The sequence below is a fragment of the Geobacillus zalihae genome (assembly GCF_030414215.1).
GTDB lineage: Bacteria > Bacillota > Bacilli > Bacillales > Anoxybacillaceae > Geobacillus > Geobacillus zalihae.
The window spans coordinates 546,356-569,500 of record NZ_CP129217.1 but is presented as its reverse complement, the minus strand read 5'-3'; the positions used below and the strand labels follow the sequence as shown (position 1 = coordinate 569,500).

General features: G+C 51.5%; 26 protein-coding genes and 2 riboswitches. Of the genes, 6 read left to right on the top strand and 20 right to left on the bottom strand.

Annotated features, from left to right (window positions below; translation table 11 throughout):
* Positions 1-8: 8 nt before the first annotated feature.
* Both QWV57_RS02935 and tenA read right to left on the bottom strand, forming a co-directional pair.
* Entirely contained in the window at positions 9-599 is a 591-nt protein-coding gene (locus tag QWV57_RS02935) for an ECF transporter S component (protein ID WP_033005720.1), read from the bottom strand.
* A gap of 23 nt (positions 600-622) precedes the next feature.
* Positions 623-1,306, bottom strand: a complete 684-nt coding sequence (tenA, locus tag QWV57_RS02930) for a thiaminase II (RefSeq protein ID WP_033005719.1) — start codon at positions 1,304-1,306, stop codon at positions 623-625.
* Between the two features lie 106 nt (positions 1,307-1,412).
* Positions 1,413-1,520, bottom strand: a riboswitch (TPP riboswitch).
* Between the two features lie 142 nt (positions 1,521-1,662).
* Between tenA and QWV57_RS02925 the strand changes: the two genes are divergently transcribed.
* The gene (locus QWV57_RS02925) at positions 1,663-2,847 is read left to right on the top strand and encodes a class I SAM-dependent rRNA methyltransferase (protein WP_033005731.1); all 1,185 of its coding nucleotides are present in this window, start codon (positions 1,663-1,665) and stop codon (positions 2,845-2,847) included.
* Positions 2,848-2,910: 63 nt separating this feature from the next.
* On the opposite strand, the gene QWV57_RS02920 is transcribed toward QWV57_RS02925, so the two are convergent.
* From QWV57_RS02920 to QWV57_RS02895, 6 genes are all read right to left on the bottom strand, one after another.
* Positions 2,911-4,116, bottom strand: coding sequence for an MFS transporter (locus QWV57_RS02920; RefSeq protein ID WP_015374009.1), 1,206 nt, complete (start codon positions 4,114-4,116; stop codon positions 2,911-2,913).
* A 619-nt stretch (positions 4,117-4,735) separates the two neighbouring features.
* On the bottom strand, positions 4,736-5,272 hold the full coding sequence (locus QWV57_RS02915; protein ID WP_015374008.1) for a YfiT family bacillithiol transferase: 537 nt from the start codon (positions 5,270-5,272) through the stop codon (positions 4,736-4,738).
* A 55-nt stretch (positions 5,273-5,327) separates the two neighbouring features.
* The gene (locus tag QWV57_RS02910; RefSeq protein ID WP_015374007.1) at positions 5,328-6,995 is read right to left on the bottom strand and encodes a glycoside hydrolase family 13 protein; all 1,668 of its coding nucleotides are present in this window, start codon (positions 6,993-6,995) and stop codon (positions 5,328-5,330) included.
* Positions 6,996-7,128: 133 nt separating this feature from the next.
* Positions 7,129-8,052, bottom strand: coding sequence for a ketopantoate reductase family protein (locus QWV57_RS02905; RefSeq protein ID WP_015374006.1), 924 nt, complete (start codon positions 8,050-8,052; stop codon positions 7,129-7,131).
* 153 nt (positions 8,053-8,205) lie between these two features.
* A complete protein-coding gene (locus QWV57_RS02900; protein ID WP_011230117.1) occupies positions 8,206-8,409 on the bottom strand; it encodes a YbdD/YjiX family protein in 204 nt (67 codons plus the stop codon).
* A complete protein-coding gene (locus QWV57_RS02895; protein ID WP_081133094.1) occupies positions 8,402-10,477 on the bottom strand; it encodes a carbon starvation CstA family protein in 2,076 nt (691 codons plus the stop codon). The genes QWV57_RS02900 and QWV57_RS02895 overlap by 8 nt, the downstream gene beginning before the upstream one ends.
* Before the next feature lie 301 nt (positions 10,478-10,778).
* Between QWV57_RS02895 and QWV57_RS02890 the strand changes: the two genes are divergently transcribed.
* A complete protein-coding gene (locus QWV57_RS02890) occupies positions 10,779-11,243 on the top strand; it encodes a hypothetical protein (protein ID WP_033005688.1) in 465 nt (154 codons plus the stop codon).
* 24 nt (positions 11,244-11,267) lie between these two features.
* Here the strand turns inward: QWV57_RS02890 and QWV57_RS02885 are convergent, their stop codons facing one another.
* The 8 genes from QWV57_RS02885 to QWV57_RS02855 form a co-directional block, all read right to left on the bottom strand.
* Entirely contained in the window at positions 11,268-11,960 is a 693-nt protein-coding gene (locus QWV57_RS02885) for a TerC family protein (protein ID WP_020755169.1), read from the bottom strand.
* Positions 11,961-11,974: 14 nt separating this feature from the next.
* Positions 11,975-12,247 (bottom strand): YkvA family protein, encoded by a 273-nt coding sequence (locus QWV57_RS02880; RefSeq protein ID WP_013146272.1) that lies wholly within the window; start codon positions 12,245-12,247, stop codon positions 11,975-11,977.
* Between the two features lie 334 nt (positions 12,248-12,581).
* A complete protein-coding gene (locus QWV57_RS02875) occupies positions 12,582-12,902 on the bottom strand; it encodes a DMT family transporter (RefSeq protein WP_013523018.1) in 321 nt (106 codons plus the stop codon).
* A gap of 58 nt (positions 12,903-12,960) precedes the next feature.
* Positions 12,961-13,064, bottom strand: a riboswitch (guanidine-I (ykkC/yxkD leader).
* Between the two features lie 108 nt (positions 13,065-13,172).
* Positions 13,173-13,463: a hypothetical protein gene (locus QWV57_RS02870; RefSeq protein WP_081133095.1), complete on the bottom strand. Its 291-nt coding sequence runs from the start codon at positions 13,461-13,463 to the stop codon at positions 13,173-13,175.
* 83 nt (positions 13,464-13,546) lie between these two features.
* Positions 13,547-13,648, bottom strand: coding sequence for a cytochrome bd oxidase small subunit CydS family protein (gene cydS / locus QWV57_RS17985; RefSeq protein ID WP_396231578.1), 102 nt, complete (start codon positions 13,646-13,648; stop codon positions 13,547-13,549).
* Positions 13,648-14,676 carry a cytochrome d ubiquinol oxidase subunit II gene (locus QWV57_RS02865; protein ID WP_081133096.1) on the bottom strand — a complete coding sequence of 343 codons (1,029 nt, stop codon included), beginning with the start codon at positions 14,674-14,676 and terminating at the stop codon, positions 13,648-13,650. Before QWV57_RS02865 ends, cydS begins: the two co-directional genes overlap by 1 nt.
* Positions 14,673-16,010 (bottom strand): cytochrome ubiquinol oxidase subunit I, encoded by a 1,338-nt coding sequence (locus QWV57_RS02860; protein WP_301100433.1) that lies wholly within the window; start codon positions 16,008-16,010, stop codon positions 14,673-14,675. The genes QWV57_RS02865 and QWV57_RS02860 overlap by 4 nt, the downstream gene beginning before the upstream one ends.
* A 283-nt stretch (positions 16,011-16,293) precedes the next feature.
* Positions 16,294-17,715: a SpoVR family protein gene (locus QWV57_RS02855; RefSeq protein WP_013146276.1), complete on the bottom strand. Its 1,422-nt coding sequence runs from the start codon at positions 17,713-17,715 to the stop codon at positions 16,294-16,296.
* A 148-nt stretch (positions 17,716-17,863) separates the two neighbouring features.
* On the opposite strand from QWV57_RS02855, the gene QWV57_RS02850 reads away from it, so the two are divergent.
* Positions 17,864-18,469, top strand: coding sequence for a DedA family protein (locus tag QWV57_RS02850; RefSeq protein ID WP_013523015.1), 606 nt, complete (start codon positions 17,864-17,866; stop codon positions 18,467-18,469).
* A gap of 29 nt (positions 18,470-18,498) precedes the next feature.
* Here QWV57_RS02850 and QWV57_RS02845 read toward each other — a convergent pair whose 3' ends face one another.
* Positions 18,499-18,747 carry a hypothetical protein gene (locus tag QWV57_RS02845; protein ID WP_060788772.1) on the bottom strand — a complete coding sequence of 83 codons (249 nt, stop codon included), beginning with the start codon at positions 18,745-18,747 and terminating at the stop codon, positions 18,499-18,501.
* Between the two features lie 180 nt (positions 18,748-18,927).
* On the opposite strand from QWV57_RS02845, the gene QWV57_RS02840 reads away from it, so the two are divergent.
* Positions 18,928-19,185 carry a YhdB family protein gene (locus QWV57_RS02840; RefSeq protein WP_013146280.1) on the top strand — a complete coding sequence of 86 codons (258 nt, stop codon included), beginning with the start codon at positions 18,928-18,930 and terminating at the stop codon, positions 19,183-19,185.
* Between the two features lie 47 nt (positions 19,186-19,232).
* Here the strand turns inward: QWV57_RS02840 and QWV57_RS02835 are convergent, their stop codons facing one another.
* Together QWV57_RS02835 and QWV57_RS02830 are read right to left on the bottom strand one after the other, a co-directional pair.
* Positions 19,233-20,990, bottom strand: coding sequence for a phospho-sugar mutase (locus tag QWV57_RS02835; RefSeq protein WP_015373995.1), 1,758 nt, complete (start codon positions 20,988-20,990; stop codon positions 19,233-19,235).
* A gap of 115 nt (positions 20,991-21,105) precedes the next feature.
* A complete protein-coding gene (locus QWV57_RS02830) occupies positions 21,106-21,552 on the bottom strand; it encodes a CBS domain-containing protein (protein ID WP_013146282.1) in 447 nt (148 codons plus the stop codon).
* A 181-nt stretch (positions 21,553-21,733) separates the two neighbouring features.
* Between QWV57_RS02830 and QWV57_RS02825 the strand changes: the two genes are divergently transcribed.
* Entirely contained in the window at positions 21,734-22,171 is a 438-nt protein-coding gene (locus QWV57_RS02825; RefSeq protein ID WP_013523012.1) for a disulfide formation protein C, read from the top strand.
* Positions 22,168-22,644, top strand: coding sequence for a thioredoxin family protein (locus tag QWV57_RS02820; protein WP_033005137.1), 477 nt, complete (start codon positions 22,168-22,170; stop codon positions 22,642-22,644). Before QWV57_RS02825 ends, QWV57_RS02820 begins: the two co-directional genes overlap by 4 nt.
* A gap of 35 nt (positions 22,645-22,679) precedes the next feature.
* Here the strand turns inward: QWV57_RS02820 and QWV57_RS02815 are convergent, their stop codons facing one another.
* A complete protein-coding gene (locus tag QWV57_RS02815) occupies positions 22,680-23,078 on the bottom strand; it encodes a YhcU family protein (RefSeq protein ID WP_033005141.1) in 399 nt (132 codons plus the stop codon).
* Positions 23,079-23,145 lie beyond the last annotated feature (67 nt).

Genomic DNA, 23,145 nt, shown 5'->3' with positions numbered 1-23,145 from the left:
TCGCCGCCTTACCGGTTCAATGCATCGTAATCGTCTTTCGAGGCCGGCCGCCACATTTGCGTCACTCCGGTTTTTTCGAGCGCTTTCGCCAATGAAACAGCAAGCACGCCGGAGATGAGGATGGCGCCGATAAAACGCGCCAGCAAAAAGAGCGCCATATTCCATGGGGCGAGCGCCTCAATATAGCCTTTGTAAAAGTCCATGATGAGCGAGCCAATCGTCGCCCCGACCGCGCCGAGCGATACAACGAACACATCAAAGCGCCGATAGCGGAAGGCGGCAAAGACGAGCTCGGCAAACAGCCCTTGAACGACCCCGTAAATGAGCACTTCAAGCCCCCATTGCGATCCCATGATCAGCTCGCCGGACGAAGCCGCAATCTCCGCGAGCAACGCCACCCCTGGCTTGCGAATGAGCAAATAAGCGAGCGAGGAGGCGATAAACCACATGCCGTAAATGAGTTGATCGAGATGAAACCCTACTGCTCCCACCGCGCTATATAGCGGGGCCCATAATTTGTAAATAATGCCAAACACAATCGCAATGACGATCGTCGTTAAAATATCCGCCAATTTTAACCCTTTTGTCTTCACTTCCATCCTGTTCTCCTCCTTGTCTTGCGTCAACGGCTCGCCGCCAATTCAGCCGACGGCCACTGCTCAAGCCGATACGCCATCTCCCAAAACTCGTACTCATATTCGCTGCTGATGAGGAAATGCCGCTTCATCCGATGGCGATCCTCTTCGGTGACCTCGTCAGCGATGTCGTCAAGCCGCGCGATTTGCTCTTCCACAAGCGAGCGGAACCAGTCCGAACTGTAGGTGCCGATCCATTTTTCATAAATCGGATCATTCGGGCGGCACATTTTCAAGCGCTCGCCAATTTCGTAATACAGCCAGTAGCACGGCAAAATGGCGGCGATAACATCACCGAGATGCCCTTCGTACGCCGCGCGGTACATGTGCGACGTATAGGCGTACGCCGTCGGCGCCGGAATGAACGCCGCCCTTTCCTCTTCCGTAATGCCCAAGAGCTCGGCGAACGTTTCATGCAGCGACAGCTCGGCTTCGCACGTGCTTTGTGCATGGTGCGCCAACCGGGCTGTCGTCGCCAAATCCGGCGATTTCGCCGCCCCGATCGCCTGCACGCGGGCAAAATGGCGCAAATAATAGGCATCTTGCATCACGTAATAGCGAAACTTCTCGCGCGCAAGCGTCCCTTGGCCAAGCTCCTGAACAAACGGATGGCGGAAACTCGCCTGCCAGATCGGATCGGCCGCTTGACGCAATTGTTTGGCAAATGACATTCGTTTTCCCCCTTTTTGGCAAAATAAAAACGCCGCTTCCTTTGCCGATTGGCGTAAAGAAAGCGGCGTGGGCATGCGACGTTGGCAAGGCAAAGCCTAGCCTTGCTGTGCTGCTCCTCCACTTCCCTACGCTGGCATTACCCAGATCAGGTGCTAAGGGTCTCAAAGGCACACTTTGATCTCAGCCTTTCTAAAGGCCCCCCTAGTGGATGATGGTGCAATTTTCAGTTTTCTTTACACTTAATCATACCATGGCACGAACGATTGTCAATCTTTTTTTCTCCGACGTTGCGCTATGCGTTGCAATCCGCTATGATGGAAACGCAGCAATTGACGACGGAATGGGAGTGGAAACGATGGCGAAGGTCATCCTGAAAAGAGAACGGAAAAAACGGCTTGAGCAAGGGCATCCATGGATTTTTCGAAGTGAAGTCGACCGCATCGAAGGCGATGCGACGCCGGGCGACTTCGTTGACGTTTACAATCATCAAGGTTATTGGCTGGCGAAAGGATATATCAACCCCGCTTCGCAAATCATCGTCCGCGTCTTGACGCAAAACCGAAACGATGAACTCGATGAGCGCTTTTTCATCGACCGCATCCGTCAGGCGTGGGCGTACCGTGAACGGATGATTCCCGGCGTTCGCTCCTGCCGCGCCGTCTATGGCGAAGCCGACTTTTTGCCCGGATTGATCGTCGACAAATATGAAGATGTGCTTGTTGTGCAAATTTTGGCGCTCGGCATGGAAAGGCGGAAAGACTGGATTTTGCGCGGCTTGCTTGACGTGTTTGCCCCAAGGGCCATTTATTTGCGCAACGATGTGTCCGTCCGCGAGCTTGAAGGCCTCAAACAAGAAAAAGGCTTTTGGTACGGAGAAGCGGAAACGGAAATCGAAATCGAGGAAAACGGCGTGAAATACATCGTCGATATTGAAAACGGACAAAAAACCGGCTTTTTCTTCGACCAACGGCAAAACCGCGCCGCTCTTCGTCCGCTCATCGGCCCGGAGACGACCGTGCTCGACTGCTTCACCCATACCGGCTCGTTTATGCTAAACGCTTGTCTGTATGGGGCAAAACATGCTACTGCCGTCGATATTTCTGAACATGCCATCGAAACGGCGAAACGGAACGCCGCGTTAAACGGATTCACGAACGTTGAATTTGTCGTCGCCAACGCTTTCGACTATTTGCGCGAGTCGGTGCGCGCCGGCAAACAGTGGGATGTTGTCATCATCGACCCGCCGGCGTTCGCGAAATCGGCCCATGCCGTCCCGAAGGCGCTGCGCGGCTATAAAGACATTAACTTAAACGGATTGAAGCTTGTCAAAGACGGCGGCTTTTTCGTCACATCAAGCTGCTCGTACCACGTCCGCCCGCACCTATTTCAAGAGATGATCGCTGATGCCGCATTTGACGCGAAAAAAGTGCTGCGCCAAGTATATTGGAACGGCGCCGGCTACGACCACCCGAAACTCCTTGCCGCGGAAGAAGGCGACTACTTAAAATTCGCCATTTACGAAGTGCATTCCCGGCGGTGACGAGCCGCTCTCAAAGGCCGTTTCGATGCGCCGCTGGGCAGAAAAAACGCCTAGGGGTTATCCCTAAGCGTTTTTTCGTTCCCTGGGGCGAAGCGATTGTTCTTTATGCAAGACCGACAGATAGACAAGCATCGAAAGGAGCACCGAACCGCTAGCAGCTAAATAAATGCTCGGATAGCCGAACCAATGGCTGATTTGGCCAAACACCATCGCCCCGACGCCGACCCCTAAATCAAAAAACGAGAAAAATGTCGCGTTCGCCATTCCCTTGCGGTGGGCAGGCGCCCGCTCGACGGACCACGCCTGCAGCCCCGGTTGCACCATGCCAAAGCCGAAACCGTACAGCACCGCCGCCAAAAGCAACGCCCATTCTCCCGGCAGCCAAGCGAGAAGAAGCATCGCCAGCAAAATAAGCCCCGCACCAGGGAGAAAGACGGCTCGATGCCCTTTTCGGTCATACAACTGGCCAGCGAACGTTCGCGTCACCATCAAGGCCAGCGCGTAAAGCAAAAAGTACAGCTGCAGGCCGCCGATCTGTTTTTGCGCCGTATATAGAGGCAAGAATGAGGCGATGCCGCCGAACGTCACCGTCAAGAAAAACAACAGCAACGACGGGGTCAAAGCGCTTTTTTCATACAAATCCCATCTGTTCGCCCCTTTGCCATGCACGGCTTCCGCTTTTTTATACGTGATCGCGGCGGCAAACAGCACCGAAGCGACTCCAAGCGCCGCACAAATGGCAAACAGATGGCTAAACGGAATCATAGCGGCAAGCACAAGTCCAAGCGACGGACCAAACGCCAAGGCGATATTCCCCGACAGCCCGTAATAGCCCATTCCTTCCCCGCGGCGGCTCGCTGGAATGATGTCCGTCGCCACCGTTCCGGAAGCGGTTGTCGAAAACCCCCAGCCAATTCCTTGGACGACCCGCATCAAAAAGAGAAGGAAAATGCTTGAGATCAAGCTGTAGGAACCGACAGAAATGACAAAAATGAGAAGCCCCAATAAAAACACAAACCGGCGCCCTTTCGTCTCAAGCGCATGGCCGGCGAACGGACGGACGATGAGCGCCGAAAACGTAAACACACCGACGACAACGCCAATCAGCTGATCGTTGCCGCCCAAATGCTCGACAAACAGCGGAAGGGTCGGCAGCGTCATTTGAAACCCAAGAAACACAAAAAAATTGGCCAAACAAATCAAAACAAAATCTTTCGTCCATATTTTTTCTTTTTGTTCTGCCATAAGCGGCTGCTGCTCCGCTCCCATACCGATCCCCCTTGCGAACGATGTATTTCGTGTCCCTTAATATTTGTTAGTATAACATAATCCTATGCCGCCGTTTAAGCAAAATGTGATTTCACCGTTCTCCCGGCAAGATGACGACAAAAAAGCCCCGCCCAGCCGGCGGTTCCCGGGTGTTGTTTGCGCAGCACCATCCTTCTATGATGCGTCAACTACCCCCACTTCGCGAACGCTTGAAGTGAGGGCTTGCAACTCCCCAGAAGTGCAAACGGACTTCGTCCTCCTTCCTTGACTTGGGGTTGCATCAGGGGCAGGTTGACAACTGCCCAACCACGCAGGTCATGCCTGCATCGTTACCGATTCTCTCGGTGTGTCTGTTGGCAGTACTTGGCTTCCACACACAACAGACGGACCTACGATCGATGTTTGACGGTTGCAACGTTTCCTGCAACCAACTCCATACATCGAGCAGCCGTTATGGGAGTGCCTTTATTGAACGGTTTTCTCCACGCCTTTATTCGATCATACACAAAAGAAAGGGGGAACGCGCATTCCTCTCCCACTTACTCCCTTTGGTCGTTGAAGTGGGAGTCTCCTGCGCGAAATAGGATGAAGAAAAAAGCCGCCGAACAATCGGCAGCCTTTACCATCCTTTTCGTTTGCGCAACGACACAATTTGTGCGGTATGATGTTTCCCATGCCATGCATACAACGCGGTCAATACATACAGCGGCATCTCCCCCGCTGCCCCTTCCGGCCGAATGGTTCGGTGAAAATCCACCTCCGTCATCGATTCAAGCAACACCGTCCAGCGCGCATGCAGCCCGTCAAGCAGTAAAAGCGACGATTCAATCGACAATGTACGGGCATCAGCTGTTTTCGCCCATTCACTTTCCGCAAACGGCTTCACCGTTGGGCCGTCTTCCGTCACTCCCCATTTCGTGCGCAAAAACGCATTCATGCTTGCATCAGCCAAATGATGGACGACTTGGGCCACCGTCCAGCCGCCGTCGCGATACGGCGTGTTCAGCTGCTCATCGTTCAAGCCGGAAACAGCGGTTCTTAAGTCGTTCGGCAGTCCGCGGATGGCAGCAATCCACTTTTGCACCTCCTCAGCCTCAAAACGCTCCGGCTCTTGAAACGTTCCGATCGGGTAGCGAATCGGATCGACCGTCGCCATGTTGATCATCTCCCTTCCGTATTCATTCATTCCACACAGAAAGGCAAATTCCTTCTTATTCTTTCCAGATGTATACGCGCGCCTCGTACGGCTTCAGCTTAAAACGCGTCGCATTTTTATGCGGACGGACCGGGTAGTTCGAGAGCGCCAAATCGCTTGACTGAAGGCGGAAGCCGTCATAGCGGTAAAGTGAAGGACGATCAGATACGTTGACCATGATAAGCGCCCGATCGCGGCCAAGCGTTCTTGTGTACGCGTAAATGGATGGGTGGTTTTCCAAAAGCAGATCGTACGTTCCGTAAACAAACAGCTCGTTCGCTTTCCGAAGCTGAATCATTTGTCGATAAAACGACCATACCGAGTTCGGGTCGCGCCGCTCGGCCTCGACATTGATCGTACGATAGTTTTCGTTCACCTTGATCCATGGCGTACCTGTCGTGAATCCAGCGTTTGGGGCACCAGACCATTGCATCGGGGTGCGCGAGTTGTCGCGCCCGGTTTGCCAAATGATCTTCATCACTTCCTCATGCGTCCGGCCGTTCGCCCGTTCGAGTTCATACAGACGCAAGGCAGCGACATCGCGGTAGTCGCGAATGTCGGAAAATTGCACGTTCGTCATCCCGATCTCTTGCCCTTGGTAAATGAACGGCGTCCCTTGCATGAAAAAGTAGAGCGCGCCAAGCGCCTTCGCGCTCTCCGCCCAATACTCGCCGTCATTTCCCCATGTCGACACTGATCGAGGCAAGTCGTGGTTTTCCAAAAAGAGCGCGTTCCACCCACGGTTTTCCAATCCTTTTTGCCATTTCGTCAACGTCCGCTTCAGCCGGCGGACATCGATCGAACCATCGGCTTTCCTTTTCCAAAGCCCTAAATGCTCAAACTGAAAAATCATATGAAACACGCCGTTTTCTTCCCCGACCCATTGTTCGGCCTCATCAACCGTTACTCCGTTCGCCTCGCCGACCGTCATAATGTCATATCGTGCAAACGTTTGCTCTTTCAACTCTCGCAAATACTCCATAATCCCTGGCTGGTTCATGTGCGCAGCAAATGACGGCACGTACTTCAGCCCCTTCGGATTTGGCAAATCGGGAAGACCCGGCTTTTTCTTAATGTGGGAAATCGCGTCGATGCGAAAGCCGTCGATGCCTTTATCCAGCCACCAGTTGATCATGTCATACAGCGCTTCGCGCACCTCTCTGTTTTCCCAGTTCAAATCGGGCTGTTTCACATCGAAAAGATGTAAATAGTACTGCCCCGTCCGCTCGTCATACTGCCATGCCGAGCCGCCGAAAATGCTTTCCCAGTTGTTCGGTTCGCGCCCGTCTTTGCCGTCGCGCCAAATGTACCAGTCGCGCTTCGGATTGTCTCGCGATGACCGCGATTCGATAAACCACGGATGCTCATCACTCGTATGATTGATGACCAAATCCAAAATGACTTTCAACCCGCGCCGATGGGCTTGGGCAAGCAATTCATCGAAGTCATCCATCGTTCCAAACTCATCCATAATGGCATAATAATCGCTGATGTCATATCCGTTATCGGCGTTCGGCGACCGGTAAATCGGACAAATCCAAATGATGTCGACTCCAAGCTCCACCAAATAATCCAGCTTTTCGATGATGCCGCGAAGATCGCCGATGCCGTCGCCGTTGGCATCCATAAAGCTGCGAGGATAAATTTGATACGCAACGCCTTCTTTCCACCATGTTTTTTTCAAGGCTGCCTCCTCCTTGTGCACACGTTTTCACTATTAACTGTACACGATATTGGTGCGATAAACAACTTTTCTTTTTCTCAAAAAAACAGCCGGTTGACGGGGCTGCACGCTCCTGCCAACCGGCTGGGGTTGATCAACTCGTTGCGCGGCTCGCTTCATAAATTTTTAAATTGTGATATACTGCCTCAAGCATCGGGGCATGGATGCCATGCCGTTTCGCCAATGCCAGCAAATACCCTTGCAAATGGTCGGCTTCGATGAGCTGTCCTTTTTCCATATCGCGCTGCATGGACGATTTCATCGTTGGGGCGATCTGTTCGAGCTGGGTGCGTTGCCGCTCGGCCATTTCATCGGTCAACGGCGCCCCATGCGCTTGGATGATCGTTTTGATTTCGCGAAACAGCCGGTCGATGATGACGCTCCCGTACTCGCCGGAGCGAATCGGCCCGATCGGGGCGCGGAACAGCGTCGTCACGCCCGACATCGTCGCGATAAACAAATATTTGTTCCACATATCAGCCGCAATTTGTTCGCTTAGGCGAAAACGGGCATTGGCGCCGGCAAACAGCGATTCGAGCGCCTTCACCCGTTCAGTCCGTCCTGCGGGCCATTCGCCGAAACGCATCTCATGCGCCGGGCTCGTTTGGATGATCTCCCCTCTCTCGTTTAACGTCGTTTCGATAAAGCAAAGCCCGCCTAAGACATTCTCGCGGCCGAACGCCTTCCATAACGCCTCCATATGGGCCATGCCATTTAACAACGGCAAAATCATCGTCGCCTCTCCAACATACGGTTTCGCGTCGGCGATGGCGCCGTCTAAATGGTACGCTTTGTTTGAGAACACGACAAGATCAAATGGCTCGGCCGATTCACCGGCAACAAGCAATCTCGGCGCCAATACCGCATCGCCATGGATGCTGTGGATGACAAGCCCGTATTTCTCCAGTTCCTGTTTTCTGCGCTCGCGGACAAGAAACGTTACGTCCACCCCTTTTTCAAGAAGACGGCCGCCGAAATACCCGCCGACCGCTCCCGCTCCGACAAACAGAATGCGCATCGTATGTACAGCTCCTTTCTCTACTTGAGGGTTGATCCTACGCTTCCAACGTCTTTCACAAAAGCCATGCCGCCAATCGAACATGTTTCTCCACGATGATAAACAAGAAGAAAAAAGGAAGAAGGGAACGCGCCCCTCCTTCCTTCTCGTCCGCTAGCAGCAACGCGACACTTTGCCGCCTTTGGCATTGTAGCGCGCCTCTTGCGCCTCGCAGAAAAACTCTTTCCGCGACTTGATCGGCTCGCCAGGGTGATGGGTTTTCATATGCTCAACATATTTTTCATAACTCGGCACGCCGACAAGCAAGTCAAGAAACTGCCGGCGATAAGCCAAAACGTTTTGCAGCCATTTAGGCATAGTGCTTCGCTCCTTCTCCATCGCGCGGCACATACGGCGCTTCTTTGAGCGGCACATGTTTGTTTTGAAGCACTTTGATCCAGATGTTCAATGCGGAAATGAGCATGGCGATCACCACGAGCATGAAAATCGCGCACAATGTCGCATCAATGTAGTCGTTCATAATAATTTGCCGCATTTGCGCCTCATTCGTTGCCGGCGCCAAAATTTTGCCTTGGCTCAAGCTGTCTTGGAACATTTTTGCATGCGACAAGAAACCAATTTTGACGTTTTCATGGAACAGCTTTTGATACCCGGCCGTCAGCGTGACGACCAAAAGCCATGTTGTCGGCACGAGCGTGACCCAAACATATGCCTTTTTGCCCATTTTAAATAGAACCGTCGTCGCAAACAACAAGGCGATGCCCGCCAACATTTGGTTGGCGATGCCAAACAGCGGCCATAGCGTGTTGATGCCGCCCAGTGGATCGACGACGCCTTGGTATAGGAAGTAACCCCATGCCAATACGCAAAGGGTCGTGGCGATCAAGTTCGAGGCAAGCGAATCCGTTTTGCCAAGCGGTTTGTAAAACGTGCCCATAATATCTTGGATCATGAAACGGCCGACGCGCGTGCCGGCGTCAATCGTCGTCAAAATGAACAGCGCTTCAAACAGGATGGCAAAGTGATACCAGAACGCCATAAGCGCCTTGCCGCCGATGACGCTCGATAAAATGTGCGCCATCCCGATCGCCAACGTCGGCGCCCCGCCCGTGCGTGACAACACCGTTTGCTCGCCGACGTCTTTCGCCAGCTGCGCAAGCATATCCGGCGTTACGGTGAAACCCCATGACGATACCACTTTTGCCGCCTGTGCCACATCTTGGCCAATCACCGCCGCCGGGCTGTTGATGGCAAAATACGCCCCTGGCGTCAAGACGCAAGCCGCCACCATCGCCATGACAGCGACGAACGACTCCATCAGCATCGCACCGTAGCCGATCGGCCGCGCATGGCTTTCAAGCTCAATCATCTTCGGCGTTGTACCGGATGAAACGAGCGCGTGGAATCCAGACACCGCGCCGCAAGCGATCGTAATGAACAAGAACGGGAACAAGTCGCCGGCGAACACCGGCCCGGTGCCGTCGATAAATTTCGTCACCGCCGGCATTTGCAAGTCCGGCATGACGACGAAAATGCCAAGCGCCAGTCCAACGATCGTACCGATTTTCAAGAACGTGCTCAAATAGTCGCGCGGCGCAAGCAACAGCCATACCGGCAGCGCCGAGGCAACGAAGCCATAAATGATCATTAAGATGGCGATCGTTTCCCCTTTGAGCGTAAACATCGCCGAGAGCGTCGGGTGCTCTGCGACGTACTGACCGGCCACAATCGACAAAATCAACAGCACAAATCCCCCAAGCGACGCCTCTGCCACACGCCCCGGGCGGATAAAGCGCATGTAAATGCCCATCAAAATCGCAATCGGAATCGTCGCGGCGATCGTAAACATCCCCCACGGGCTTCCGACAAGCGCTTTCACAACAACGAGCGCCAATACGGCCAATAAAATAATCATAATGCCCAAAATGCCAAGCGCTGCGATCAAGCCCGTCACCGGTCCCATTTCTTCCTTGATCATTTCGCCAAGCGACTTCCCGTTTCGGCGCATCGAAGCGAACAAAATGACAAAGTCTTGCACCGCTCCGCCGAGCACAACGCCGATCACAATCCAAAGCGTCCCCGGCAAGTACCCCATCTGCGCGGCCAGAATCGGTCCGACAAGCGGTCCCGCACCCGCAATAGCGGCGAAGTGATGCCCGAACAGCACCCATTTGTTCGTCGGAACATAGTCTTTTCCGTCATTGAACACCTCAGCCGGCGTTTTCCGGTTATCATCAAGACCGAACACTTTGCGGGCGATAAACCGGCTGTAAAAACGATAGGCGACCGCATACGTGCAGACAGCGGCGACGATCAGCCACATGGCGTTGACCGATTCGCCGCGGCTTAAAGCCAAAATGGCAAACGCTGCGGCCCCGAGGACGGAAATCAGGCCCCATAACAAAATCGATTTTAGCCCCTTCACACGGCTTCCTCCTTTTTTATTTGTCAAAATCCTTTACGCTACTATTATATTCATTATTCTGAAAAATTTAAAGATATTTTTTCATCTTCAACTAACGTATCGTTTGGTTCTATAGGAACGTTTTTCCCCATTCCTATTTCACAAAAGTATAAAACAAGTCTTTGGCGCAAAAAATGTAATTGCACCCATCGGCTTAACCAGCAACTGACTATGAAGCACCCATTGATTGTCTCCAGCTCCATCTGACGGCGCAATGGACAAAACAACGATCAACTACTATTTCAGTAAAGGGTTCGAGAAGGTGAAGGCGATCGAAGCATTGTTATGGAGCATTGCTTTGCCTGGATTCGGGCAACTGTTGAACAAAAAGTATATAAAAGGAATTTTGTTTATTGCGTTGGAATTTGTGATTAACACCCAATCTCATTTCAATGAAGCCATCCGCCTCAGCTTCTTGGGGCGCACGGATGAGGCCGCCCGCATCATCGATATTGGATGGCTGATGTTTTACCCATGTTTATACTTTTTCGCCATGTGGGATGCGTTTAAAGACGCTGGCGGCGGACGGACGCCGTACTCGTTTTTGCCGTTTGTCTTCTCCGCCTATTTTGTGACAGTCGGCTTGATGTACTCGGCGCACGTGACGATTGGCGGTGTATTTTTTGGACCGATTTGGCTGCCGATCTTATCGGTCATCCCAGGGCTGACCGTCGGATGGCTGCTTCAGTTTCTTTTATTAAGATGGAGGCGGCCATCCGTTCCGTAGCTGTCTAATGAACAAAGCCGCCAATTATTCATTGGCGGCTTTCGGTTGCGGCTCTTTAGCGCTTTTTCGTTTTTTCATCGTTCCCACCGCAATGACCGCAGCGACAACGAACAACTCAAATCCATACTTCACAACAGGATTGGCAAAATACGCCTTTAAAAACGGCTCATCGACGATCATTTTCGCCGCCGTCCAGGCGAGGACACCGGCGCCGATCGTAATAATGATTGGGAAGCGCTCGATCCATTTTAAAATGAGCGTGCTGCCCCACACCATGATCGGCACAGAAATGAGCAGCCCAAGGAGCACGAGGAGAAAACTTCCGTGCGCGGCTCCGGCAACCGCCAATACGTTGTCAAGCCCCATCAACGCATCGGCAATGATGATCGTGCGAATCGCCTCCCATAAACTCCCCCCGGCTTCAACATCGTCATGGCCCTTCCCCTCAACAAGCAGCTTATAGGCGATCCAGACAAGCAACACGCCGCCGACAAGCAAAAGCCCTGGGATTTTCAGCAGCCAGACGACAAAAATCGTCGCCAGCGCCCGGATGACGACAGCGCCTACCGTCCCCCAGACAACGGCCTTTTTTTGCTGGTGTTTGGGCAAGTTGCGGGCCGCCAATCCGATCACAATGGCGTTATCCCCTGCCAGCAAAAGATCAATAATGACGATCGACAGCAACGCCGTCCAAAACTCCGCTGACAACAGATCCATGGAAGAATCCTCCTTTATAAGTTATATTTTTCTTTTAATGAAACTGGAGCCATCTTAATGACTTGTTGCAAAATAAATAGGAAGACGGTCAAATCATCGATCAAACCAAACAACGCAAGCCAATCTGGAATGAGGTCAAGCGGCAGCGCTATATACAAAAGCAGCAAACCGACGGAAAACAATTTTTTTCGCATTGGCACTTCATGAGAAACGAAAAATTCGAACAAAAACGGTAGAAAACGCCGGACATGGACGATGAAGCGAAGCCGTTTCCACCATTTGCGCATGTCATCCCCTCCGCTTTTTGTTCTTTTTGAAGCCGAACCTATCTTCTTTTACGATTATCTTCCCCCCTTTTGTTTCATGACATGAAAGAAGGCCTTTACCATCCTTGGTAAAGGCCTTCATAAGTAAAAGAGACCTTTACCCACATCGGTAAAGGTCTCGCTAACAACGTCGCCGTTGCCAACAAAGCCGAGGGCGTGCGCCCTGAACTGACGACTTTGCTGTTAAAGCTACTCCCCTTTAACATAAAGAAACTATATTCGTTTTTATATTTCCATGATATTCAATATTTATACCTGTTGTCAACTCTTTTTCTTGACAAGAAATGAATCCAATTTATTGCCCCGCCGTAAACTTCAAACCAATGACTCCGACAAGAATGCAAAGCAAAAACGTCACCCGCGGCGCGTTGACCGGCTCGTTTAAAAACAACATGCCGACCAAGGCCGCCCCGAGCGCTCCGATTCCCGTCCACACCGCATAGGCGGTGCCGATCGGCAACGTTTTTATCGCCAGTGATAAAAAGTAAAAGCTCGCCGCCATCCCCGCAATCGTCACAACAGAAGGCCAAAAGCGGGCAAACCCGTTCGTATATTTCAGCGCGATCGCCCATACAACTTCGAACAAACCAGCAACTATTAAACAAACCCACGCCATGCCCCGTCCTCCTTTTTTAGCGAAAATAAAAAAGCCGCGAGAACGATCGAAACGATGCTCCTCCCGGGCTTTTGTCCCTCCGTGTACGCGAGCCGCGCCGCGCGTTTTCTCTCGGTCACAGGCCAGCCGTCTGGCAGCTGCGGAACCCTAGAAAACATTCCCTGTATTTACTTGGCTGCCAATCAGTATAACACGTCAGCCAAACGCTTGCAATCCATCCGCCTTCCGCGTATTTCCGACAGATGAAGGCCGAGGGGGCCCCCATCCGTCTTACACCGGGTCGTTATCGACGCCGCTGTACGATTCAATCGCTTGATCCAGCGCCCGATACGCCTCAGCGAAGGCGTTCGTCGCCGATTCATCTCCAGCCTCGGCCAGCTCCATTCGTGCATTGCGCGCATGGGTGACGGCGCGAATGACGTCTTCAATCATTTGTTTCTTCTCCCCAGAGCTCGCCTTCAATTGTTCAAGCTCATGGAGCGCCCCGTCAAGGCTCGTCGAACGCGGCTCTTCAAATGCCTGCTCCAATTGTTCTTTTACACGTTGCAGCACTTCTTTCATGATCGCCCACCCTTCCTTGATTCGTTGTCATCCGCTAGTGTGAGCGATTGGCGGCAAACTATGCATCCTTGTCTCCATCGCGTTCAGTCATTGATCCGTGCATCTTTCAATCCGGCCCAAAAGGCGGCAACGACGGAAAGGGCAACAATCATCAGCGGCGCATACATGATCAAAAACGTTTGCATCATCCTTTCCCTCCTTCCCATTTCCCTTTGACGTACGCTTTATTGAACAAAAAGAGGCGCATCAACAAATACAAAGACGGGATGAGCAGCAACAGCCCCGCGATAAACGCCGCAATTAACGCCACCGCCATCGTTTCATTGGTGAACCCATCGTAAATCGTCAAGTGCGGGTAAAGCAAATACGGATAATGCGAAATACCGTACGCATAAAATGCAAACGCGTATTGACACACCAGTGCGATAAACGCCCGGCCGAACCGTTGCTTTTTCCAAAGCCAATACACGGTAGCGGCAAAAAACAAAAATGAAACAGCCAACATCCATGCCATCTTCCATAAGTTGGCGTAATGCTCCGGATTATGGTAGCGCAGCTGGTAAATAATGAGCAGCGCCGACAACATCGTCGGCCCGCTCCAAAGAAGGGCATAGCGGCGCAGCAGCTCCCGCGCCCGCTCATCCCCGGCCGCGTTCGCATAATACGTCAAAAACACGGCGGAAATGTAAAGGACGCTTGTAACGCTCAGTAACACGACGCTCCACGACAGCGGGCTGGCAACCAACGCACCGTAATCAAGCGCCAATGCATGGCCGTTTTTTTCAACAAATCCGCCTTCCGAAATCGTCAAAACGATCGACAGCGAGGCAGGAATCAACAAGCCTGTCAATCCGTAAACGAGCAAATACCAGTTCCGCTCCGTCCCTCCGTAGGTGTGAAACGCATAGTACGAGCCGCGAATGGCGAGCAAAACAATCGAAATGCTGGCCGGAACAAGCAACACCGAGCCATAATAATACGCCGTTTTCGGGAAAAAGCCGACGATTCCGACAAAGAAAAAGACGAGAAAGACGTTTGTCACTTCCCATACTGGCGACAGATAGCGCTGGATGATGCGATGCAAAATATGTTGTTTGTTCGCCCAATGGCTGTAGGCGCTGAAAAACCCAGCTCCGAAGTCGATTGAAGCCACGATAATGTAGCCGAACAAAAACAGCCATAGCACCGAAATCCCGACCACTTCGAGCGTCATGGCGCCACCTCCCCGCGCTCCGCCAGCTCCCGCTCAATCGGGTTTTGGCGAAACAAACGGACAAGGACGATCACGCTTGCGATTCCTAATACGAGGTATAACGCACAAAACAACACAAGCATCACATCGACATGGGCAGACGATGTTGCGGCCTCGGCCGTTTTCATATAACCGCGCAAAATCCATGGCTGCCTGCCGACTTCCGCCAAGTACCATCCGGTTTCAATCGCGATCATCGACAACGGCCCCCCTGCGGTCAACAATCCAAAAAACCAGTTTTTCGCTGTCCATTTCCAACGAAAAATCGATCCAAGCCAATAAGCAGCCGATAAAATCATTAAAAACACGCCAATCGTCACCATGGCATCAAACAAATAGTGGATATAAAGCGGCGGGCGCTCATCTTTCGGAATGTCGTTCAGCCCCGTCACGACCGCCCCCGGGTGGTTGTGCGCCAAAATGCTTAACGCATATGGAATTTCAATGGCATACTTCACTTCCCCATCCTCCGTCAGCGTGCCAAATAACAAGAGCGGCGCGTGGGAGCTCGTTTCAAAATGCCATTCGGCCGCCGCCAGCTTTTCCGGCTGGTATTCGGTCAAAAACTTGCCTGACAAGTCGCCGACAAGAGCGCTCGCTACGGAAAAAATGAGCGCCGTTTTCATCGTCAAATGAAGCGCCTTGCGATGGTACACGTGTCGGTTGCCCTTCCATAAATGCCACGCCGCGATCGAAGCGAGCACGAACGCCGACGTCATATACGCCGTCGCCAGCACGTGGGCGACTTTTGTCGGCATGGCCGGATTGAACATTGCGGCGATCGGGTCGATGTTGATAAGCTCGCCGTTTTTCAACTCAAACCCTTGCGGCGTGTTCATAAAGGCGTTCACCATCGTAATAAACATGGCCGAAGCCGAAGAGCCGATCGCCACCGGAATGAGCAACAGCAAATGTTTTTTCTGGTTTTCAAACCGGTCCCATGTATACAGATAAATGCCGAGAAAAATGGCTTCAAAAAAGAAGGCGAACGTCTCCATAAACAGCGGCAAGCTGATCACTTGGCCAGCCAGCTGCATAAAGTTCGGCCATAAAAGCGACAGCTGCAAGCCGATCGCCGTTCCGGTCACAACCCCGACCGCCACCGTGATGACAAAGCCGCGCGTCCAACGACGGGCAAGCAAAATATAATGCATATCATGTTTCCGAATCCCAATCCACTGGGCAATGGCGATCATAAGCGGAATCCCAACGCCGATCGTGGCGTAAATGATGTGAAACGTCAGCGTCAACTCTGTCAGCACGCGGCTGAGCCACACTGAATCATACTCGCGCATATTTCATCCCCCCTGTGAAAACAGCCGTCCCATCAACGAAACGAACACGGCGGCCGCCGCCAAAAAACTAATCCATATGAGCCACGTTTCTTGCCGTTTCCACACGTTCATTCCCCTCCGTAAAGTCCTACATGACATAATTGTGATAAACATCACAAACCAGTTGTGTTTATTATCCCATAAACTTCCCGCTCTTATCCATCGCAAATTCGAATAATTTGTGACATTTTTCACATATCTGCCGTGACAAACAAAAAAAGCAGGATGCCCCTGCCGTTCGTGATCACAAATACTTCCGATGCACCGTCTTCCCGTCATACGTAAACAACATCGGCTTCTCTTCAACAACCGTCTCCATATGGACCGGACGGCCCCACAACTGATAAATGTAGGGCAATACTTTTTCCAAATACTTCAGATCGAGTTCGATCCCTTCATACCAATGTTTTAAATACAGCTCCCCATTGCGCATGTAGTCGCCGTCATTGACCGTGATATACGGAAACCCGCCGTTGACCCGCATGCTGACGAGTTGGTCGCGGATATGCTCCCAGTTTTTGTCGACGATTTTATATTCTTTTCCCTGTTTTTGGAACAAATACATATCTTCGCGCATGACGAGCTCTTTCGTCAAATAGTTGCGCAAAAACGAAATGTCGGATTCCAGTTCGCGCACTTCAAAAATTTTCGCCCTCCCCGACCCCGGCTTGACGCCGTATTTTTTCATCTCCTCAGTCGGGTTGTTCCACCGCTCTTCAATGTCTTCAAAAATTTTCAGTCCTAAATAATACGGATTGATGCCGGTGCGCGACGGTTGCACGACGTTGGCGTTCAGTTTCGCAAATTCAATCGCCTCATCGCTCGTCAAATCCATCTCGCGCAAAATGCGCTGATGCCAATACGTCGCCCAGCCTTCGTTCATGATTTTCGTCTCCAGCTGCGGCCAAAAATAAAGCATTTCCTCGCGCATCATCGTTAAAATGTCGCGTTGCCAATCCTCCAGTTCGCGGCTGTATTCTTCAATGAACAATAGCACATCTTTTTCCGGTTGCGGAGGAAACTTGCGCCGTTTTTTTCGCGGCGGCGTTTTCAGTTTGTTCCGCTCGTCAAGCGACCATAAATCGTCGTACGGCGTCGATGTTTTCGGAGGCTCCTCCTCTTCGTACACTTCCGTATCTTCCCACGTCCATGACAGCTTCGGCCGCAGGAGCGAGGGATCGATATGCTCCTGAATGGCCAAGACGGCATCCAAAAATTTTTCCACTTCCAATTTTCCGTATTGATGTTCATAATGCTTGATCCGCTCCGCTGTCGCCGCCATGCTTTCCACCATATCGCGCTTCGTGTTGCTGAAGCGGACGTTGTTTTTGAAAAAGTCGCTGTGAGCCAACACATGGGCGACGATCAGCTTATTTTGGATGAGCGTATTCGTATCGAGCAAAAACGCGTAGCAAGGGTCCGAATTGATGACGAGCTCGTAAATTTTGCTTAACCCTAAATCATAATGAAGCTTCATTTTGTAAAACTGTTTCCCAAAGCTCCAATGGGAAAATCGCGTCGGCATTCCGTAGGCGCCAAACGTATAAAGAATGTCCGCCGGACAAATTTCATAACGCATCGGATAAAAATCAAGGCCAAATCCTTCCGCAATTTCGGTAATTTCGGCAATGGCCCGTTCCAGCTCTTTCAGCTCGCCCTTCCGCATCCATCTCCCCCCTTTTTCCTCTTATCACAATGTATGAGGGAAAAGAAATTTTGATACGTTGAATCATTGCCCATGCTTTCCATTTCTGCCTGCCGTCCGTTATAATTTGTGTTGTACACGACATATTTCCATAAAGCGTGGTGATCGTTTGCATCAATATTGGCATCATTTCATTGAACATTTTGGCTACATCGGCATTATGGTTGCGCTGATGCTCGGCATCGTCGGGCTGCCGATCCCCGACGAGCTGCTGTTGACATATGCCGGTTACCGCGTTTCAACGGGGGCGTTTTCGTATCCGCTCGCTTTTCTTTCCTGCTGGCTTGGAGCCATCATTGGCATCTCGCTCAGCTATATGCTCGGGATTACGCTCGGGCTGCCGTTTTTGCATAAATTTGGTCCGAAGCTTCATCTTACGGAGAAGCGGCTCGAGCAAACGAAAGCGCTTTTTTCGAAGCTCGGCCCAGCGGTATTGTTCATTTGCTATTTCATCCCCGGCGTTCGGCATCTCGCCGCCTTTTGGGCCGGCATGAACGCCTACCGTTGGAGAAAGTTTGCTTTGTTCGCCTACAGCGGGGCGATGGTGTGGGTCGCTGTCTTTTTGACGATCGGCGCCTATTTTGAAAGCCGCTGGATGGCCGTCAAGCAGTACATCCATGCCTACCGTCCATTCTTATTTCCAGTCTTTTTGGTCGCTCTTGGTTTCGCCATCTTCTATTGGTACATCCAGCAAAAGCGAAAAACACCGGGCTAATCTCCGGTGTTTTTCATTCTCTATGCGCGCTATACGTTCTCGCGCGGGCCGCGATGGTACGTTTCCGTCAGCAGACCCATAAACAGGCCGAATCCGAACATAAACATCGAGGCCCCGATAATGCTGAGACTGATGATCGTCAAGAAATAGTCTTTGTTGTAAGCGCTTGCGATAAAACTAAGCAAAAACAGTACAACTCCGACAATCAATCCCACTGACGCCATCCATTTGCACATGTTGATGATTTCTTGCCCTTCGTGCCGTTTGTTCATTCTCATCATCCCCTTATTTTGAGGATACTATCCTTGTCACAAAATTGCAACATTTATTTTTCCTTTTTCGTTTTCATTTCGGTTATAATTTATATTTTGCCTTCTGTCGCAACATTTACAGGGCAACAAAACGCCCCGCCGTCATACACTAACAATGACTCCTTCTTGATAAAGGAGGCATGCCGCTTGAACACCGTCGACTATGATAAGGCGCTCTATTACACGCATCGCTCCGAATGGGACAATTTGCTCATTTTAATGGTGCGTACGCCTGATGATATTCTGTCGAAAAAAATTGAAAAGTTTCTCCACGCTTATAATTTTGAACATGACTACTCCGTCATCCAGGAGCGGTTGCACGCCTTGCTTCGCTATATTGACCATGCGCTTGAAGTGAGCGAACAAAAAATGGGAGTCGAGCAGTACGCGCAGTTTTACTCGTAAAACGAACGGGGAATTGGCCGATGCCAATTCCCCGCAGATTGTGCTGATCATTGCGCATAAGAAGGCGAAACGGTGCTAAGCACATCCTTTACGCGTTGCATGACGGCTTCTGTTAAGCGCGCTAGTCTTTCTTCGCTGTCCCCCAGCGACGTCCCTTTGACGCCGAAGTACGCCTTCATTTTCGGCTCCGTCCCTGATGGACGCAGACAAAACCACGAGCCATCCTCCAAGATATACTTGAGCACATTGGATGTCGGCAAATTAATGGCCGTTTTTTCGCCGGTCAACGTGTTCGTCCGCTCTTTCGTTTTGTAATCCTCAATCACCGTCACCTTTTTCCCCGCGGCCTCCACCGGCGGCTGTTGGCGGAACGACGCTAAAATCGCGGCAATCGCCTCTGCTCCTTCTTTGCCTTTCAGCGTGAGCGATCGTTGTCCCTCGCGGTAATAGCCGTACTGGTCAAACAATTGCAAGAGCGCCTCATACAACGATAGCCCTTGCTTTTTATAAAACGCACACACTTCCGCCGCGAGGACAGCCGCCTGCACGGCATCTTTGTCACGGACAAAATCGCCGATCAAATACCCATAGCTTTCCTCATATCCGAACTGGAACACATATTGCCCTGTTTGCTCGTATTCCTTTATTTTTTCACCGATGAATTTGAAACCGGTCAACGTATCCACCGTCTCAAGACCAAACGATTGGGCGATCGCCCGACCCAATTCAGACGTCACGATCGTTTTTAAGACAACACCATTTTCCGGCAGAGTGCCTTGAGCTTTTCGTTGCGACAGCAAATAGTGGAGCAACAAGCCGCCGGTTTGATTGCCGGTCAGCACGACATAGTTTCCCTTGTCATTTTTCACCGCCACGCCCAGCCGGTCGGCATCCGGGTCGGTGGCGATCAACAGATCAGCGTTCACTTGCTTGCCCAACTCCATCGCCATGGCGAAGGCCGCGTGTTCTTCCGGATTGGGCGAGGCGACCGTCGAGAAATTCGGATCCGGCAACTCCTGCTCTTTGACGACAAAGACGTTTTGGTAGCCGAGCTCAGCGAGCGCGCGGCGCACCGGTTTGTTTGACGTGCCGTGAAGCGGCGTAAACACGATATGGATCGCCGTTTCCCGAGCGAGCTCCGGATGGATGGAAATCGTTTTGACCGCATGGATATAAGCATCATCGACTTCGCTTCCGATGATGCGAATAAGGCCTTTTTCTCTTAACGTTTTCTCATCTTCCACATGAATGGCGAGCTCATTTTCGACTTCATTGACATAGCGGATCACTTGGTCGGCGACAGCAGGCGGCAGCTGTCCCCCGTCCTCTCCATACACTTTATAGCCGTTATATTCGGGCGGATTATGGCTAGCGGTGATGACAATGCCGGCAAACGCCCGCAAATAGCGAACAGCAAACGACAGTTCCGGCGTTGGACGCAATTCATCAAACACGTATGTTTGAATGCCGTTCGTCGCCAACGTTTTCGCCGCCTCCATCGCAAATTCCGGCGACTTATGCCGGGAGTCATAGGCAATGACGACCCCGCGTTGCTTCGCCTCATCGCCAAACGATTGTATGTATCGCGCCAATCCTTCCGACGCTTTTCGCACCGTATACATGTTCATTCGGTTCGTCCCCGGGCCAATCTCGCCGCGCATGCCGCCGGTGCCGAATTCGAGATTTTTGTAAAAGCAATCCTCCAGCCATCGTTCATCATGGCGGCGTTGTTCCAACAACCGCTTCAATTCCGGATCGAGCTGCGGCTCACGCAGCCATTGTTCGTATTTTTGTCTCCACTCCATCGCTGTTCCCCCTTGATTTTCATTTTCCCTGTTTATGTATTCGCTCCCATCATACAATATACCTGCCAAAAGAAAAAGGATGCCCTGGAAAAAATGTGGGCATCCTTTTCCCCCATTACCCTTGCGGCTGCGACGGTTCGGAAATGCTCGTCAACGCCTGTTCAGCCGCTTCGTTTGATGCGCTGTTCGTCGCAATATCGCCTAAAGCGACAATGCCTTGAAGCTGGTTGTTTTCCACGATCGGCAAACGGCGAACTTGATGTTGGGCCATGACATTCGCGGCTTCCTGTACGCTCATATTCGGCGTACCGGTGACGACTTGGTTCGTCATGACCTCCGCTACTTTGACGGTCGACGGGTCTTTTCCTTGGGACGAGACGCGCAACGTAATATCGCGGTCCGTAATCATCCCTTTGACTTGCCCGTTTTCCACAACCGGAAGCGCCCCAATATTTTTTTGGCTCATGATTTGCGCTGCTTCTTGCACCGTTTGGTTCGGCGAAATCGTTGCGACGTTTTTCGTCATAATGTCCTGCACTTTGTTTCCGCTGTTGTTCGTCAATGTGATCCTCCCCTTTCACCGATTAGTATGGCTCGTTTGTCGAGCGATATAGATAGAAAATGTTGTTTTCTTTCCTGCCCTTTGCCGGTTATGAATGGACGTTCCGTTTTCCATCCCTTATAATGGAGCTGAACAGTGTAAGATCGGGCAACGGTGTCTGCAACGGAAGAAGGGGAGAAGGATGGAACAAGAAAAACGCGCGGAACACTTGCTTTTGGCCGCATGGGCGACCGCGCTCATCGCCACCCTCGGAAGCCTTTATTTTTCGGAGGTGCTTGGGTACATTCCGTGCGACCTGTGCTGGTTTCAACGCATTTTTATGTATCCGCAAGTCATCATTTTAGGAATCGCCATCGTGCGCAAAGACGCTGCGGCAGCTCGCTATAGCTTCACACTGTCATTGATTGGCGGGGGTATTTCTCTGTATCATTATGGATTGCAAAAAATTCCGCTGCTTCAAGAATACGCCATCAGCTGCGGCCGCATTCCGTGCACAGGGCAATATATAAACTGGCTTGGATTTATCACCATTCCATTTTTGGCGTTCACTGCCTTTATGATCATTATTTTGTTAAGTTGGACCGTCATGCGCCAGCAAAGAAAGGAGAGCGAACGTTGAAAAAACTGCTCGCATTTGGCGGCATCATTGTCGTCCTGTTCGCTGCGATCGCGTTTATTACGATGTACGAACAAAAAGAAGCCGCAAGCAACAACCCTTACCATAAAAGCGAGCTGAACCCAGCCACTGTCGCCCAACTTGACGACCCGAACTACCGCAACATTATTTTGCCCGCGGAGTTGAAACAGCAGCTGGCTGACGGCAAGACGCTCACCGTTTACTTTTACAGCCCGACATGCCCGCACTGCCACCGGACAACGCCGATCGTCGTGCCGCTAGCAAAGGAGCTTGGCATCGATTTAAAGCTGTTCAACTTGCTCGAATTTGAAGACGGTTGGGACATATACCATATTGAAGCAACCCCGACCATTGTCCATTATGAAAACGGCAAAGAGGCAAAACGCATCGAAGGATACCATGATGAAAAAACGTTTCGCCGATGGTTTGCCTCACTGCCAATGCCAAAAAAATAAGGAGCTGCGCCTTTTACAAGACGCAGCCCCTTGCCCTACATCACCCACTGGTTCACAGCGGGAACATACATGCTGCACGGCATCGCCCGCTTATGGAGAAACTGCTTGGCCCGAAATGGAAAGGTGATGCCATGACGAGCCAAAATTTTTTGGTTGCGGGCAAACAGCCATTCATATTGGTCGCACTCTCCATGTTCCCCCATATATTCGATGACGGTAATGAGCGACTGCAGCGCCGAAATGATTTGGAAAGCCTCCTTCATTGTTCCATTATATGCCACATGTTCGTGATCTAACGAAAGAATGCCCCACTCCTCAAATTGACGGATTTGTTCGTCATCGAAGTAATACGGGAACACATCGGTATAAAAGTAGTTGAGCAAATACTGCATGTAATGCTCTTGTTCCGGAGTCGCTGCATACATCATTTTCAACGTCCATACCACCTTTTCTCGCCGCAATGCTTGCGTTCTCCATCATGAAGACGATACTATGAGTGTA

Bases quoted from the DNA above. Each gene is read 5' to 3' on its own strand.
- QWV57_RS02825 (WP_013523012.1), top strand. From the start codon at position 21,734: ATGGAACAAGAAAAACGCGCGGAACACTTGCTTTTGGCCGCATGGGCG.
- QWV57_RS02920 (WP_015374009.1), bottom strand. From the start codon at position 4,116: ATGGGAGCGGAGCAGCAGCCGCTTATGGCAGAACAAAAAGAAAAAATA.
- QWV57_RS02905 (WP_015374006.1), bottom strand. From the start codon at position 8,052: ATGCGCATTCTGTTTGTCGGAGCGGGAGCGGTCGGCGGGTATTTCGGC.
- QWV57_RS02875 (WP_013523018.1), bottom strand. From the start codon at position 12,902: ATGGCGTGGGTTTGTTTAATAGTTGCTGGTTTGTTCGAAGTTGTATGG.
- QWV57_RS02845 (WP_060788772.1), bottom strand. From the start codon at position 18,747: ATGAGAATGAACAAACGGCACGAAGGGCAAGAAATCATCAACATGTGC.
- QWV57_RS02900 (WP_011230117.1), bottom strand. From the start codon at position 8,409: ATGCCTAAATGGCTGCAAAACGTTTTGGCTTATCGCCGGCAGTTTCTT.
- QWV57_RS02915 (WP_015374008.1), bottom strand. From the start codon at position 5,272: ATGGCGACGGTCGATCCGATTCGCTACCCGATCGGAACGTTTCAAGAG.
- QWV57_RS02860 (WP_301100433.1), bottom strand. From the start codon at position 16,010: ATGCGCGAGTATGATTCAGTGTGGCTCAGCCGCGTGCTGACAGAGTTG.
- QWV57_RS02865 (WP_081133096.1), bottom strand. From the start codon at position 14,676: ATGACGCTCGAAGTGGTCGGGATTTCGGTGCTATGGCTGTTTTTGTTC.
- QWV57_RS02935 (WP_033005720.1), bottom strand. From the start codon at position 599: ATGGAAGTGAAGACAAAAGGGTTAAAATTGGCGGATATTTTAACGACG.
- QWV57_RS02835 (WP_015373995.1), bottom strand. From the start codon at position 20,990: ATGGAGTGGAGACAAAAATACGAACAATGGCTGCGTGAGCCGCAGCTC.
- QWV57_RS02885 (WP_020755169.1), bottom strand. From the start codon at position 11,960: ATGGATCTGTTGTCAGCGGAGTTTTGGACGGCGTTGCTGTCGATCGTC.
- QWV57_RS02855 (WP_013146276.1), bottom strand. From the start codon at position 17,715: ATGCGGAAGGGCGAGCTGAAAGAGCTGGAACGGGCCATTGCCGAAATT.
- tenA (WP_033005719.1), bottom strand. From the start codon at position 1,306: ATGTCATTTGCCAAACAATTGCGTCAAGCGGCCGATCCGATCTGGCAG.
- QWV57_RS02870 (WP_081133095.1), bottom strand. From the start codon at position 13,463: ATGAAAGAAGTGCTGCAACGTGTAAAAGAACAATTGGAGCAGGCATTT.
- cydS (WP_396231578.1), bottom strand. From the start codon at position 13,648: ATGCAAACGTTTTTGATCATGTATGCGCCGCTGATGATTGTTGCCCTT.
- QWV57_RS02880 (WP_013146272.1), bottom strand. From the start codon at position 12,247: ATGCGCAAATGGTGGAAACGGCTTCGCTTCATCGTCCATGTCCGGCGT.
- QWV57_RS02925 (WP_033005731.1), top strand. From the start codon at position 1,663: ATGGCGAAGGTCATCCTGAAAAGAGAACGGAAAAAACGGCTTGAGCAA.